13 protein-coding genes and 2 pseudogenes are annotated in these 12,913 nt (G+C 66.7%); 10 read left to right on the top strand and 5 right to left on the bottom strand.

Annotation, left to right across the window (positions count from 1 at the left end; translation table 11 throughout):
• The 3 genes from ttdA (at position 1) to AC05QJ_RS15750 (ending at position 2,458) form a co-directional block, all read left to right on the top strand.
• Positions 1-909, top strand: a complete 909-nt coding sequence (gene ttdA / locus AC05QJ_RS15760) for a L(+)-tartrate dehydratase subunit alpha (protein ID WP_476747749.1) — start codon at positions 1-3, stop codon at positions 907-909.
• Positions 906-1,514, top strand: a complete 609-nt coding sequence (gene ttdB / locus AC05QJ_RS15755) for a L(+)-tartrate dehydratase subunit beta (protein WP_476747748.1) — start codon at positions 906-908, stop codon at positions 1,512-1,514. The genes ttdA and ttdB overlap by 4 nt, the downstream gene beginning before the upstream one ends.
• Positions 1,515-1,591: 77 nt before the next feature.
• The gene (locus AC05QJ_RS15750; RefSeq protein WP_476747747.1) at positions 1,592-2,458 is read left to right on the top strand and encodes an isocitrate lyase/PEP mutase family protein; all 867 of its coding nucleotides are present in this window, start codon (positions 1,592-1,594) and stop codon (positions 2,456-2,458) included.
• Positions 2,459-2,582: 124 nt separating this feature from the next.
• Here AC05QJ_RS15750 and AC05QJ_RS15745 read toward each other — a convergent pair.
• The 5 genes and pseudogenes from AC05QJ_RS15745 to AC05QJ_RS15725 all read right to left on the bottom strand — a co-directional run.
• Positions 2,583-3,176: pseudogene (locus AC05QJ_RS15745) on the bottom strand (methyl-accepting chemotaxis protein); the annotation flags it as partial.
• A gap of 276 nt (positions 3,177-3,452) precedes the next feature.
• Positions 3,453-4,088: pseudogene (locus AC05QJ_RS15740) on the bottom strand (cache domain-containing protein); the annotation flags it as partial.
• Positions 4,089-4,380: 292 nt separating this feature from the next.
• Positions 4,381-4,632: a hypothetical protein gene (locus tag AC05QJ_RS15735; protein ID WP_476747746.1), complete on the bottom strand. Its 252-nt coding sequence runs from the start codon at positions 4,630-4,632 to the stop codon at positions 4,381-4,383.
• Positions 4,633-4,634: 2 nt separating this feature from the next.
• Positions 4,635-5,405 (bottom strand): hypothetical protein, encoded by a 771-nt coding sequence (locus tag AC05QJ_RS15730; RefSeq protein ID WP_476747745.1) that lies wholly within the window; start codon positions 5,403-5,405, stop codon positions 4,635-4,637.
• A 124-nt stretch (positions 5,406-5,529) separates the two neighbouring features.
• Entirely contained in the window at positions 5,530-6,537 is a 1,008-nt protein-coding gene (locus tag AC05QJ_RS15725) for an AraC family transcriptional regulator (protein ID WP_476747744.1), read from the bottom strand.
• Between the two features lie 292 nt (positions 6,538-6,829).
• Here AC05QJ_RS15725 and AC05QJ_RS15720 point away from each other — a divergent pair, with 292 nt between their 5' ends.
• The 7 genes from AC05QJ_RS15720 (at position 6,830) to AC05QJ_RS15690 (ending at position 12,901) form a co-directional block, all read left to right on the top strand.
• Positions 6,830-7,495 (top strand): response regulator transcription factor, encoded by a 666-nt coding sequence (locus AC05QJ_RS15720; RefSeq protein WP_476747743.1) that lies wholly within the window; start codon positions 6,830-6,832, stop codon positions 7,493-7,495.
• Positions 7,482-8,885 (top strand): sensor histidine kinase, encoded by a 1,404-nt coding sequence (locus tag AC05QJ_RS15715; protein ID WP_476747742.1) that lies wholly within the window; start codon positions 7,482-7,484, stop codon positions 8,883-8,885. Before AC05QJ_RS15720 ends, AC05QJ_RS15715 begins: the two co-directional genes overlap by 14 nt.
• Before the next feature lie 109 nt (positions 8,886-8,994).
• Complete coding sequence (locus AC05QJ_RS15710) at positions 8,995-9,189, top strand: Flp family type IVb pilin (RefSeq protein ID WP_476747741.1); 195 nt, start codon at positions 8,995-8,997, stop codon at positions 9,187-9,189.
• Between the two features lie 18 nt (positions 9,190-9,207).
• Positions 9,208-9,765 carry an A24 family peptidase gene (locus AC05QJ_RS15705; RefSeq protein WP_476747740.1) on the top strand — a complete coding sequence of 186 codons (558 nt, stop codon included), beginning with the start codon at positions 9,208-9,210 and terminating at the stop codon, positions 9,763-9,765.
• 14 nt (positions 9,766-9,779) lie between these two features.
• Positions 9,780-10,682, top strand: coding sequence for a Flp pilus assembly protein CpaB (cpaB, locus tag AC05QJ_RS15700; RefSeq protein ID WP_476747739.1), 903 nt, complete (start codon positions 9,780-9,782; stop codon positions 10,680-10,682).
• A gap of 54 nt (positions 10,683-10,736) precedes the next feature.
• Complete coding sequence (locus AC05QJ_RS15695) at positions 10,737-12,239, top strand: type II and III secretion system protein family protein (RefSeq protein ID WP_476747738.1); 1,503 nt, start codon at positions 10,737-10,739, stop codon at positions 12,237-12,239.
• Positions 12,240-12,256: 17 nt separating this feature from the next.
• Positions 12,257-12,901 carry a CpaD family pilus assembly lipoprotein gene (locus tag AC05QJ_RS15690; protein ID WP_476747737.1) on the top strand — a complete coding sequence of 215 codons (645 nt, stop codon included), beginning with the start codon at positions 12,257-12,259 and terminating at the stop codon, positions 12,899-12,901.
• Positions 12,902-12,913 lie beyond the last annotated feature (12 nt).

The following is a 12,913-nucleotide window of genomic DNA, read 5'->3' as shown; positions in this document are numbered from 1 at the left end:
GTGGAAAACGTTGATAGAGAAACAGCCGTCCAGTCCCTCACCGACACCCTGGCGAAATTCACCGCCTACATCGGCAAACGCCTGCCCAGGGACGTGAAGGAAAAAACCGCCAAGCTGCGCGCCGCGGAAACCAACCCGCTGGCCATCGCCGTGTATGACTCCATGGCCGAGAACCAGGACTACGCCGACAAGCTGAACCGTCCGAGCTGCCAGGACACCGGCGTGATCCAGTACTTCATCTCGGCGGGCGCCCGTTTCCCGCTGCTGGGCGAGCTGGAGGGCATCCTCGAGAACGCCACCAAGGAGGCGACCATCCAGGGCCCGCTGCGGCACAACGCCGTCGAGACCTTCGTGGAGAAAAACACCGGCACCAACACCGGCTCGAAGATCCCGTGGCTGGACTGGGAAATCATCCCGGATGCCGACCACGCCATCGTCGACGTGTACATGGCCGGCGGCGGCTGCACCCTGCCGGGTTCGGCCAAGGTACTGATGCCGGGCCAGGGCTACGAAGGCGTCACCGAGTTCGTCTTCGATGTGATCACCTCCCGCGGGGTCAACGCCTGTCCGCCGCTGCTGGTGGGCGTAGGCGTGTCCACCTCGGTCGAGACCGCCGCACGCCTGTCGAAGCGGGCCATCCTGCGCGAAGTGGACTCCAGCCACCCGAACGAAAGCGCTGCACTGATGGAGAAACTGCTGGAAGACGGCCTCAACGAAATCGGCATCGGCCCGCAGGGGCTGACCGGCAACAGTAGCGTCATGGGGGTCAACATCGAGTCCTCGGCGCGTCACCCGTCCACCATTGGCGTGGCCGTGTCTACCGGCTGCTGGGCCCACCGCCGCGGCAAGATCCGCATCAACGCCGACCTGTCCTACGACATCCTGTCCCACGAAGGAGTAGTCCTGTGAAAAAGATCCTCAGCACCCCGATCAAGGACGAAGACCTGGCCTCCCTGAATGTCGGCGACGTGGTCTACCTCACCGGGCAACTGGTCACCTGCCGCGACGTCGCCCATCGCCGCCTGATCGAACTGGGCCGCGAGCTGCCGGTGGACCTGCGCGGTGGCGCGATCTTCCACGCCGGCCCCATCGTCAGGAAGAAGGACGACGGCAGCTTCGAGATGGTCTCCATCGGCCCGACCACCAGCATGCGCATGGAGAAGTTCGAGAAGGAGTTCATCGAGCAGACCGGTGTCAAGCTGATCGTCGGCAAGGGCGGCATGGGCCCGGAAACCACCACCGGCTGCCTGGAGAACAAGGCGGTGCACGCGGTGTTCCCTGGTGGCTGCGCAGTACTGGCGGCGACCAAGGTCGAAGAGATCGAGCGCGCCGAATGGCAGGACCTGGGCATGCCGGAGACCCTGTGGGTCAACCGCGTGCGTGAGTTCGGCCCGCTGATCATCTCCATCGACACCAAGGGCAACAACCTGTTCGAGCAGAACAAGCAGCGCTTCAACGAACGCAAGGGCTCGGTGATCGAGAAGATCAACAGCCAGGTGCGCTTCATCAAGTGATCCACCCGCGCCGGCCAGGGCCCACGCAGCCCTGGCCGGCGCCTCGTTTCCGACCTTTGCCCACTCCAGAGATCGCCATGCACAAAGCCAGTCCTTCCGAACTGCGCGAGCGCTTCCGTGCCCAGCTCGCCGGTCCCCTGTGCGTTCGCACCGCTTCGGTGTTCGACCCGCTGTCCGCCCGCATCGCCGCCGACCTTGGCTTCGAGGTGGGTATTCTCGGCGGCTCGGTCGCCTCGCTGCAGGTGCTCGGCGCGCCGGATATCGCCCTGCTCACCCTCAGCGAGTTCGTCGAGCAGGCCACCCGTATCGGCCGCGTCGCGCGCCTGCCGGTGATCGCCGACGCCGACCACGGCTATGGCAATGCCCTCAACGTCATGCGCTGCGTGGCCGAGCTGGAGCGCGCCGGGGTCGCCGCCCTGACCCTGGAAGACACCCTGTTGCCGGCGCGCTTCGAAGAGCCGTTGTCGGAGCTGATCAGCCTCGAGGAAGCGGTGGGCAAGCTGCGCGCCGCGCAACAGGCCCGTGAAGACCGCAGCCTGGCGCTGATCGCCCGCACCCATGCCGGGGCCCAGTCGCTGGCCCAGGTGATCCAGCGCACCCGCGCCTACCGGGATGCCGGCGCCGATGCCCTCTGCCTGATCGGCGTGCGCGACTTCGAGCACCTCGAGGCCATCACCGACGGCTTGCGCCTTCCGGTGATGCTGGTGACCTACGGCAACGCCACCCTCTGGGACGAACAGCGCCTGGCGCGGCTGGGCGTACGCATCGTCGTGGACGGCCATGCCGCCTGCTTCGCCGCGATCAAGGCCACCTACGACACCCTGCGCGCCCAGCGTGGACTGGCCAGCGACCACCTGCTCAAGCCGTCGGAACTGGTGGCGCGCTACAGCAGTGCGCAGGAGTACCTGGGGTTGGCGCGGGAGTACATGGGGGTGATTGCCTGATCCGCGCCCCGACAAGGCCAGCTCCCACAGGGTTCGGGCCAGCGGCATCATTCAGCGTAAGAATCGATACCTGTGGGAGTCGGCCTTGCCGGCGATGAGGCCAGCACAGCCCCTGCTGAGCCCGTCAGATCACCACCCTTGCCACCTGCTCCTGCAACTGCCGTGACACCCGCTTCAACCCCTCGCACGCCTCGCCAGTCTGGCGCAAGGTCTGGGTCCCGGTAGACGCCGCATCATGGATACGGGTGATGCTGCGGTTGATCTCGTCCGCCGTGGCCGCCTGCTGCTCCGACGCACTGGCAATCTGGAAGGCCATTTGGCTGACCGTCCCGGCCGAGGCGGTGATCCGCTCCAGCGCCTGCCCGGCCCGCGCCGACGCCTCCACCGGATGCTGCGCCGCCGCCACGTTCTGGCCAATCTGCTGCGCGGCTTCGCCCGCACCCGCCTGCACCCGGCTGATGATCTGCTGGATCTCCAGGGTCGACTGCTGGGTACGCATGGCCAGGCTACGCACTTCATCGGCCACTACGGCGAAACCACGCCCGTGCTCGCCGGCCCGCGCGGCTTCGATAGCGGCATTGAGCGCCAGCAGGTTGGTCTGTTCGGCAATGGCGGAAATCACGTCCAGCACCTGACCGACACTGCCCGAGTCGGCGGCCAGTTGATCCACCACCCGGCGGCTGTCATTCAGCCCGCCGGCCAGCACGCCGATGGCGCTGACGGTCTCGTCCACCGTGCCGCGCCCTTCGCTGGCATGGCGCTCGGCTTCTTCGGTGGCGCGGGCAGCGACGCTGGCATTCTGCGCGACTTCCTGCACGGTACCGACCATCTGGGTCATGGCGGTGGCCACGCTGTCGGTCTCCTGCTGCTGGGCCGCCATGTTGTCCTGAGCGGCACGGGTGATGCGGCCAAGGTCGTCGCTGACCCGGGCGATGTCCTGGCTGGCCTCCACCACGCTCGCGGTAACGTCGTGGGCCGCCAGCACCAGGCTGTTGAAGCTGCGCGACACCTGACTCAGTTCGTCATCGCCATCCACCGGCAGGCGCAGGGTCAGGTCGGTGTGGCCCTGGGTGGCGCGGGCCAGGGCTTCGACGGTGTCGTTGAGCGGCCGGGTGATGCTGCGGATCAGCAACCAGGCAAACAGCATCAGCGCCAGCAGGGCCAGGCCGACGACGATGGCCGGCAGGCGCAGCACCTGGTTGACCTCGTCACGCACATCCTGCGGGTGTATGCCGCTGGCCAGCACCCAGCCCCAGGGCTTGAACAGCAGCACTTCCGACACCTTGAATTCGGCCTGGGCGCCGCTGGCCCGGGGGAACCAGTACTCCACCGTGCCACGCCCCAGGGTACGGGCCTTGTCGATCATCTCCCGGGCGAAGGGCTTGCCGTTGACGTCCTTGAAATCGGCCAGTTGCTTGCCCACCAGCGCAGGCGCCGTGGGATGCATGAGCATGCGATGGTCGAGGTCGAGCACCAGCAGGTAGTTGTCGCCCAGATAGCGCAAGGTACTGACGGCCTGCAACGCCTGGCGCTGCGCCTCGTCCACGCTCAGGTGTCCTTCGCTGGCCTGGCGCTGGTAATGCCCGAGGATGTTCGACGCGGTGTTGAGCGCGGTACCCACGCCGGCCATTTTTTCCGCCAGCAGACTGCGCTGCAGGGTCAGGCCCAGCCAGCCGCTCAGGCACAGCACGAAAAGGGAAATGCACGCCACCAGCAAGGTGACGCGGGTACTGATACGGAGTGTTCTCAACCCGGACATGGGAAAGCCTCGTTCTTGTAGGAGTAGTGGCAGCGCAATGGCAGACGCCCGCAAACATACACTACTGAATCTATAGTTAACGAGGAATAACCCTAAAAATATCGGACATCAATCAAACAAAGATTCATAACTGTCTTCACAAAACAGACCATCACGCCTGACCTCAGCCACTCGCGTCGTCCCGGTCATTGCGCGGCGGCCAGACCAGGCGCAACGGCGGCGGGGTTTCCTGGCGCACCTGGCGGGCCTCGCCGAGCGCACGAATCTGCGCCTCCAGGCGCTCGGCTTCGGCGGCCAGTTGCTCCAGCGCCTGCGACAGCGCGCGGGCAGATTCATCATCCCGGGGATCCGGGCGATGGGCCAGGCACTTCATCAAGTCGTGATAACGACGGATCAGCGTTTTGAACAGGATCACTGCTACCTCCGTGGCAAACTCTCCAATCGTGTCCCCAACTGCGCCGCCCCACGCGCCAGTTCGACGCTGGCCGCACGCGCCTGACGCAAGCGCCAGGCCGAGGTGTGGGCCAGTTGTCCGATGCTCGCCAGGGCGTCATCGAGCTCCTCGACCAGGCGCTCCTGGGCGGCGCAATCCCGCGCAATCAAGGTGCCGCATTCATTGATGCTGCTGGCCGCCTCGCCGAGCCCGGCCAGCGCCAGGTTGGCGCCGTAGGCCTGATCGCGGCTCTCCCTCGCCAACGCACGAACTTCCTGAAAAGCCAGGTCACCGGCAGCCGCCGCCCGGACCGACTGGTCCATGCTGCGAAACGCCATCAGCGAGGCACTGAGCCCGGCCTGCCCCTTGCGCACCAGACGCAGCGACTGGCGGGATTCGTTGCCCACTTGCTGGGCATTGCCGGCCAACTGCTGCCCGCGGGCCTTGATCCGGGCGAACGCGGCGAGCGTGCACTCCAGCTTGAGCTGCTGTTGTTGCAAGGCGATGTCGCAGCCGTCGGCCAGGGCATCCATCCGCCGGGCCAGTTCCAGCAGGTGCGGCATCTGGCTGTGGGCGTGCTGCAACTGTCGACGCAATTCGCCGGCTTCATGGCGGGCACGGCGCAGGCGAAGCGCCTGCCCGACCAGCGCAAGCAGGGCCAGCAGGCAGACGCTGACCGGCTTGCTGAACACCAGTGTCGACGGCGCAAGGAATGCCGCGCTGGCGAGGGCAAGACAAAGGGCGAAGCGGGACATGAATCGGTAGGTCCTTGGCGGGGCGCAAACGTGTGCGGCGCATTGTCTGCGGTTTTTTCCCGGGGATTAACCCCGGGCGGGCCGAGGGATAAATGAAAGTGCTGCGTGGATAAATGAACGCCTGCTATATCCCGCCGCGTTCGCGGTAGCGTCCGGGACCCATGCCGAACCAGCGTTCACAGGCTTTGTTGAACGCGCTCTGGTGACGGAAGCCGACCTGATAGGCGATCTGCTTGAAACTCAGGGCGCTGTTGCGCAGCAGGTGGTGGCTGTCACGCAGGCGGACTTCATCCAGCAGGCGCAGGAAGCTGTGGCCCTCCTGTTCCAGGGCCCGGCTGAGCTGGTTGGCGGTCATCGCCAGGCTGTCGGCCACCCCGGCCAGGGTCACGGCCTGCCCGTGGGCGAAACGCTCGCTGATGACCCGCCGGACCCGCAGGCTCGCCTGTTCGCTGTCGGCGGATTGCCGCCATTGCGCCAGGTACTGGTTGTGCACCGCGTGCAGGGCCGGGTCATGGGTGGCAACCGCCAGCGCCACATCGGCATGGCTGAACAACAGCGCGTTGCGGGTCGCGCCGTAGTGGATATCAGAGCCATACAGGCGCTCGACGGCGTCGGTGTCGGCCGGGCGCGGGTAGCTGAGCTCGGCCCGCAGCGGCCGGATCTGCCGCCCCGGCACCAGCCAGCACAACAGGCCCAGGGTAATGGCCGAGATCGCATCGATGAATACCCGCGACAGCGGACGCTGCTCGACCCCCGCCTGCACGCCCACCAGACATACGCCGTCGCTGCGCGCTTCGACGAACAGGCAAAAGCCGGTGCCGATCAGGTGATGGTGCTCGGCGACGCCCGTCAGCACGCTGCCGATGGTGGGGCTGGACATCAGCGCATACCCCAGCGGACCGAGGTTGGCCGGATGGGCATGGTCGAACGCACGCAAGCCGATGCCTGGATCACCGCTCAGGGCCACCGCCTGCTCGAACAGTGCGTCGAGGGTGCGCAAGGCAATGAACGGCGACGCCGAGGCCGAAAGCAGTGGCTCGCCGAAACGACGGCAGAGATGGCCGACGGCCGGGTCGGCGTCGCCCAGCGCGGCGAGTATCGCCTTGGCAAAGGTGCGCGACAGGGTGTGCATGGAAAAGTCCCGAACAAGAGATGGCAAGGCGAACAGGGGCCATGTCGTACGACCCCCGGGGCCGGCATTTTACTCAATCAGCCCCCCCTCTCTGGAAGACCTTCAATGGAGTAAGGCTTTTCCCGAGCGGCTTTCAGCGTAGTAGGGAAATGCCATCAGGTGTTTCCAAAGCGAAATCCGTTGTCATACAATTGTTGGTAATGATTCTCAGTATCTAATCTTAATAATTCTTAACTGACCACTGAGTGAGCAGGCTGGTAGAACAAGCGCGAATCTCCATGAGGGAGCAGTAATGCGGGTATTAGTAGTAGAGGACGACCCTTCGGTCAGCCATTGGCTTGGCTGCAAGTTGCATGCGTGCGGGCACAACTGCCGGCTGATCGACAATGGTGAATGCGCCTTGCGGATGATCGGCAATGAGGTGTTCGATGTGGTGATTCTCGATCGGATCCTGCCGAAGATGGACGGCATCGAGGTACTGCAGCGCCTGCACGGGCAGAACCGTCCGCCGATCCTGATCCTGTCGGCCAACGACCAGAGCAGTGATCGCGTCGAGGGCCTGCGGGCCGGTGCCGACGATTACCTGGGCAAGCCCTTCGACTTCAATGAACTGCTGCTACGCCTCGAATTGCTGGCGCGCCGTCACCAGCGCCAGGCGCCGAGCGAAATCCTGCAGATCCAGGACCTGCGCATCGACCTGGCCAGCCGTCGGGTGCAGCGCGGCGACAAGGCCATCGACCTCACCGACAAGGAATTCAAGTTGCTTCAGGTGCTGGCCGAACACGCCGGGCAGGTGGTCACCCGCGGCATGTTGCTGGAGAAGATCTGGGGCTACAACTTCGACCCGCAGACCAACCTCATCGATGTGCACCTGTCCAAGCTGCGCACCAAGCTGGAGAAAGGCTTCGACCATCCGTTGATCAAGACGGTAAGGGCCATCGGCTATGTCCTGGGCTAGCCTGCGCCCTCTTCTTGCCACCAGCAGCCTTCGCCAGGCCACCACCATTGCCTTCATCTGCCTGTTGTTCTCGCTGATCTCCATCGTGCTGAGCAACCAGTTGCTGGAGGTGGTGATGCGCAGCCATGTGCGCGACATGATCCTCAACGAGGTGCGCAGCGGTCAGCTGCAGGGGCGCTACCGCGATGCCGCGCAACTGAGCTGGTCGCTGCAGCATCGCCAGTCGCTGGAGGTGCGCAAGGAGCACCAGGCGGTGGTCATCGACCGCGACGGCCGCCTGCTGCTGGGCAACCCCGACTACCTGCCGGCACCCAGCCGGCCGGCCAACGGCAAACCGCGCTGGCACCACACCACGGTGACCGACAGCAACGGCTACACCGCCGAGATCCTTGGCCTGTCGATCCCGTTGCCCGACGGCGGCCAGTACTTCAGTGCCTTCGACCTGCGCCCCATGCTGGAGCGCACACGGATCATCCCGCTGGCCACCGGCGCCGGGCTGCTGCTGTTGCTGCTGTCGATCCTGATTACCGCCCTGCCCTTCGGCCTGCACAACCTCTACCGCATCAACCGCATCCGCGACGCCCTGGCGCGCTACGCCAACGGCGACTACACCGCCCGCGCCCCGGTCACCCGGCAGGGCGACGAGTTCGACCACCTGGGCGTGGAGATCAACCACGGCCTGCTGCGGATCAACAAGCTGATGGACGAGGTCAAGCACATCACCAGCCATATCGCCCACGAACTGCGCACACCGCTGACACGCCTGCAGAGCCGGCTGCTGACCGCCAGTGAAATGCTCGACGGCGCGGCGCGGGACGAGCTGTTGTGCGCGGTGCAGGACAGCGAACGGATCCAGAACCTGTTCCGCGCCGTGATGCGCATCGCCGAGGTGGAGACCGGGCGCATGACCTGTCATTTCCAGACCATCGACGTGCACGAACTGCTCAATGATGTCGCCGATTACTACCAGCCCCTGGCCGAACAGCGCGGCTGCCCGCTGCGCCTGGACGTGGCCCGCGACTGCCAGCTCTACGGCGATCGTGCGCTGCTGTTCCAGGCCCTCGCCAACCTGATCGACAACGCCCTGAAATATGCTCCGCCGGGGCTGCCGATCACCCTGCGGGCCGAAGCCCGCAATGGCCATGGCGAACTGCAGGTGCGCGATCACGGCGCCGGCATCGCCGCCTCCCAGAGCGAGCGGGCCATGGAGCGCTTCCAGCGCCTGGGCGAAGGCAGCGACACTCCCGGCCACGGCCTCGGCCTGACCCTGGTACGGGCCATCGCCGAACTGCACGGCGGCGAGCTGCGCCTGGGCGACAACCGCCCCGGGCTGATCGCCACCCTGAGCATCCGCCGCCAGCGCCTGGGCGCCCCGGGCGAGGTTCGTTAAGCATTCTTAATGGTTGTCGCCTTGCCGGCCAATTGAGAATAAATCCTAATATCACCACGCCCCGCCAGGGGCATTTCCTCCCCTTCAGCCCCGTTTCCGGAGACTTGCCATGACCCCACGCATCCGCGCCTTCCTCAATGACGAAAGCGGTGTGACCGCCATCGAGTACGGCATTCTCGCCGCCGCCATGGCCGCGGCCATCGGCATCATCTTCGGCGAGGACGGCGTGTTCATCACCGCACTGAAGAACCGTTTCGAGGCCATCGGCAACCAGATCAACGGCGACAAGGGCGCCGCCCAGTAACGCGGCCCGTCAGTCCAGATGAACAGCTCCTTCGCCCTCCTCGTCCTGCTCCCCGCACTGTGCTGGGTGATCTGCTCGGACCTGCTCTACCGCCGCATCCACAACCTGCTGGTGGTGCTGCTGTTGCTGGTCTGGTGCGCCCTGCCGCTGTTCGCCCTGGTCGATCTCGGGCCCTGGGCCGGCCTCAGCGGCCAGGCATTGCTGGGCCAGATCGGCAGCGCACTGTTCGGTGCGGTGCTGGTGCTGCTGGTGGGCTTCATGCTGTTCAACCTGGGCCAGGTCGGCGCCGGTGACGTCAAGCTGATGACCGTGCTCTGCCTGTGGGCCAGCGGCAACCAGATGGCGTTCCTGATCGTCACGGCCCTGGCCGGCGGCATCCTCGCCCTGGCGATGCCACTGCTGACCCCGCTGGAACAGGCCGTCGCACTGCTCTGGCAACGCCTCGGCCTGCGCTTCCCCGGGCTGGCCATCGCCATCCCCACGGTGCTGACCAGCGAACGCCCGCAAGGCCTGCCCTACGGCCTGGCCATCGCCACCGGCAGCTTCTACACCCTGCTGTTTCCCATTCACTCCTGACCATCGGTTGACCCATGAAAACCCCTTCCGTCCTCCTGCTGGCAGGCGCCCTGACCCTGGCCGGCGGCGCCGCCCTGCTGGGCCGCGTCCTGCTGGCACCGCCCACTGCACCCGTCGCCGCAACGCCCGAGGCGGCTCCCGCAGCGGTGAGCAAACTGGCCGTGCTGGTCGCCACCCGCGAGCTGAAACCCGGGCAGTTCATTGACCACAGCCTGCTGCGCTGGCAGGAAACCGACGCTCAATTGCCGGGCGATCAGGTCTATCTGCGCGGCCAGGACGACCTCAACCTGGTGGTCGGTGCCACCGTGCGCCGCACCGTCGCCGCCGGCCAGCCGCTGTTCGCCAATGCCCTGGTACGCCCCGGCGAGCCGGGTTTCCTCGCCACCGTGCTGACCCCGGGCATGCGCGCCCTGACCCTGCCGACCACCGCCGTGGCCGCAGGACAAGGCCTGATCGCCGGCGGCGACCGGGTGGACATCATCCTGGCCCTGAACAAGACCGCCCTCGACGGCCGCGACCCGATGGCCGGGCCGCTGTTCCCGCCGCCGCTGGCCGCCCAGACGCTGCTGCGCGACGTGCGGGTACTGGCGGTCAACCGCAACGCCCGCGAGCTGACCCAGCGCAACAACCGCAGCAAGCTGCCGGCCACCACCACCAAGGCCGAAGAAAACCAGTTCTTCGACACCGTCACCGTCGAAGTCACCCCGCGCCAGGCCGAGCGCCTGGCCCTGAGCAAGGAAATCGGCAAGCTGCAACTGGCCCTGCGCAGCAACCGCGAAGACAGTGACGGCCTGCCCCGCAGTGGCGATCGCCAGGTCACCCGGCTGGCCCAGGCCACCGATGTCTACCCGAACGACTCCGGCCCGATCCTGCTGTTTCGCGGCAACGCCACCGAGATCGTGCTGCCCCACCACTGACCCCTCGCCGTGCCCGCAACCGGGCACTGACTGGCCTTTTCGGAATTCCTGACGATGAAGTTCGCTCCTGCCTCTCCCCTGGCGCTGTCCTGCGCGCTGGGCCTCGGTCTGTTCTGCGCCTTGCCGCTGCGCGCCGAGGTCGTGGTCCTCGATCCGCCGCTGGAACTGCCGCCGCAATACGAAGAAGTGGCCGAACCGGTGGACACCGACGCCACTGCCGCCGAAACCGAATACCCCGTCGCGCCGGCGCCAAAACAGGTGTCGCGCCTGCCGGCGACCCTGACCGAAGTGCGTGAGACCCGTGACGTGCACCTGCTGCTCAAACAGGGCCGGCTGCTGCAACTGCCGAAGCTGGCGAGCAAGGTGCTGGTGGCCGATCCCAAGGTCGCCAGCTACCAGGCGCCGACCCCGGGCAGCGTGTTCGTCTTCGCCGAAAGCGCCGGCACCACCACCCTCTACGCCCTCGACACCCAGGACCAGGTGATCGCTGCAATCCGCGTCATCGCCGACTACGACCTCGACGCCCTGAGCAAACAGATCGCCGCCGAAGTACCGGGCGCCCAGGTCGAGCTCGGCCCGTCCTCGGCCAAGGGCCTGGTGGTGCGCGGCAACGTACGCACGCCGCAGCAGGCGCGCCAGGTGATCAGCGCGGTGGAGGCCTACCTCGGCTCCCCCAGCAGCAGCCCCAACGGCGGCGGTGTCGCCGGCAGTGATGGCCCGCGGGTGATCAACCAGCTCAAGGTGGAGCTGTCGGCCCAGGTCAACCTCAGCGTGCGCATCGTCGAGGTGTCCCGCAGCCTCAGCTCCGAGCTGGGCCTGAACTGGGAGGCGACCCTCAAGGACGGCAACTACTTCTTCCGCAACGCCCGCAGCCTGTTCGACGCCACCACCGGCGCCTTCACCGGCGGCACTGCCACCAACGCGGTGGCCGGTGGTTTCCATCGCTACGGCTCGACCACGGTGTCCGGCCTGCTCACCGCCCTGTCCCAGGACGGCCTGGCGACAGTGCTGGCCGAACCCAACCTGACCGCCATGTCCGGCGAGACCGCAGGCTTCGCCGCCGGCGGCGAGGTGCCGATCGTCATCACCACCAACAACAACATCACCATCGAGTACAAGCAGTACGGCGTGATCATGCGCATGACCCCGACCCTGCTGTCGCCCAACCGCATCAGCCTGCACGTGGCACCGGAAGTCAGCGACCTGTCCGACGAGGGCGCGGTGGAACTGCAGGGCAACGTGATCCCGGCATTCAAGGTACGCCGCGCCGACACCACGGTGGAGCTGGCCAGCGGCCAGAGCTTCGCCCTCGCCGGGATGCTGCGCAGCAACAGTGCCCAGCAGGTCAGCGGCGTTCCGGGCCTGAGCAGCATTCCGGGCCTGGGCCGCATGTTCGAGACCCACACCTCCAGCCAGGCCGACACTGAGCTGGTGATCATCGCCACCGCCTACGTCGTCGAGCCGACCACGCCCGGCGACCTGCAGACCCCAGGCCGCGGCCTCCGCACCCTGGACGCGCAACTGCCGGCCCAGGCTTCCGCCGGCTACCTGTACTGAGTTTCGGAGCACATCCCATGCACGCCGCCAAACCCCTGTTCGTCGCCCTGGCCCTCGCCCTGTCGCTGGGCGCCTGCGACCGCAACGTCAACAACCAGCGCGAGGCCCTGTACGGCCCGCAGACCCCGCAGCAGCCGATCCAGGCGGTGCCCTCGGCCATGGTCGCGCACCTCAGTGCCACAGCCGGCGGCGGCCTGAGCCGCGAGTCGCTGGCCGACCTCAATACGATGCTCGACCGCCAGGGCCGCCTCAGCCAGCAGACCCTGACCCTGCGCCCGGCCACCCCGGCCGGCGAACAGGTCGGCAAACGCCTGGCCTCGGTACTCACCGACCTGGGCGCACGCCAGGTGATCCTCGCCCCGACCCAACTGGACAAGGGCCAGGGCGCCGACCTGGAGGTGGTGTCCGAGGCGCTGGTGGCGCAGATCCCCGACTGCAGCATCGCCGACCCGAGCCGCTGGACCGTCAAGCCCTACCGCGCCGTCGGTGAGCTGGGTTGCGCCAACCGCGCCAACATCGCCCGGATGGTCGCCGACCCACGCGACCTCAACCGTGCCCAGCGCCTGGACAGCGCCGATGGCGTGGCGGCGGTCAACGCGGTGGAGCGCTACCAGCGCCACGAGACCGTGGAACTGCTGGACATCAACTTCAACAAGGACTGACCGGAGCGAGCC

This window comes from Pseudomonas sp. TUM25319 (genome assembly GCF_056388475.1).
The sequence above is the reverse complement of the archived record's forward strand: the minus strand, read 5'-3'. Positions and strand labels throughout refer to the sequence as shown.

What these genes read in the sequence shown, in the direction of transcription:
- AC05QJ_RS15750 (WP_476747747.1), top strand. Translation starts at nt 1,592, where the DNA reads ATGCACAAAGCCAGTCCTTCCGAACTGCGCGAGCGCTTCCGTGCCCAG.
- AC05QJ_RS15730 (WP_476747745.1), bottom strand. Translation starts at nt 5,405, where the DNA reads ATGTCCCGCTTCGCCCTTTGTCTTGCCCTCGCCAGCGCGGCATTCCTT.
- AC05QJ_RS15725 (WP_476747744.1), bottom strand. Translation starts at nt 6,537, where the DNA reads ATGCACACCCTGTCGCGCACCTTTGCCAAGGCGATACTCGCCGCGCTG.
- AC05QJ_RS15720 (WP_476747743.1), top strand. Translation starts at nt 6,830, where the DNA reads ATGCGGGTATTAGTAGTAGAGGACGACCCTTCGGTCAGCCATTGGCTT.
- AC05QJ_RS15715 (WP_476747742.1), top strand. Translation starts at nt 7,482, where the DNA reads ATGTCCTGGGCTAGCCTGCGCCCTCTTCTTGCCACCAGCAGCCTTCGC.
- AC05QJ_RS15710 (WP_476747741.1), top strand. Translation starts at nt 8,995, where the DNA reads ATGACCCCACGCATCCGCGCCTTCCTCAATGACGAAAGCGGTGTGACC.
- AC05QJ_RS15705 (WP_476747740.1), top strand. Translation starts at nt 9,208, where the DNA reads ATGAACAGCTCCTTCGCCCTCCTCGTCCTGCTCCCCGCACTGTGCTGG.
- cpaB (WP_476747739.1), top strand. Translation starts at nt 9,780, where the DNA reads ATGAAAACCCCTTCCGTCCTCCTGCTGGCAGGCGCCCTGACCCTGGCC.
- AC05QJ_RS15695 (WP_476747738.1), top strand. Translation starts at nt 10,737, where the DNA reads ATGAAGTTCGCTCCTGCCTCTCCCCTGGCGCTGTCCTGCGCGCTGGGC.
- AC05QJ_RS15690 (WP_476747737.1), top strand. Translation starts at nt 12,257, where the DNA reads ATGCACGCCGCCAAACCCCTGTTCGTCGCCCTGGCCCTCGCCCTGTCG.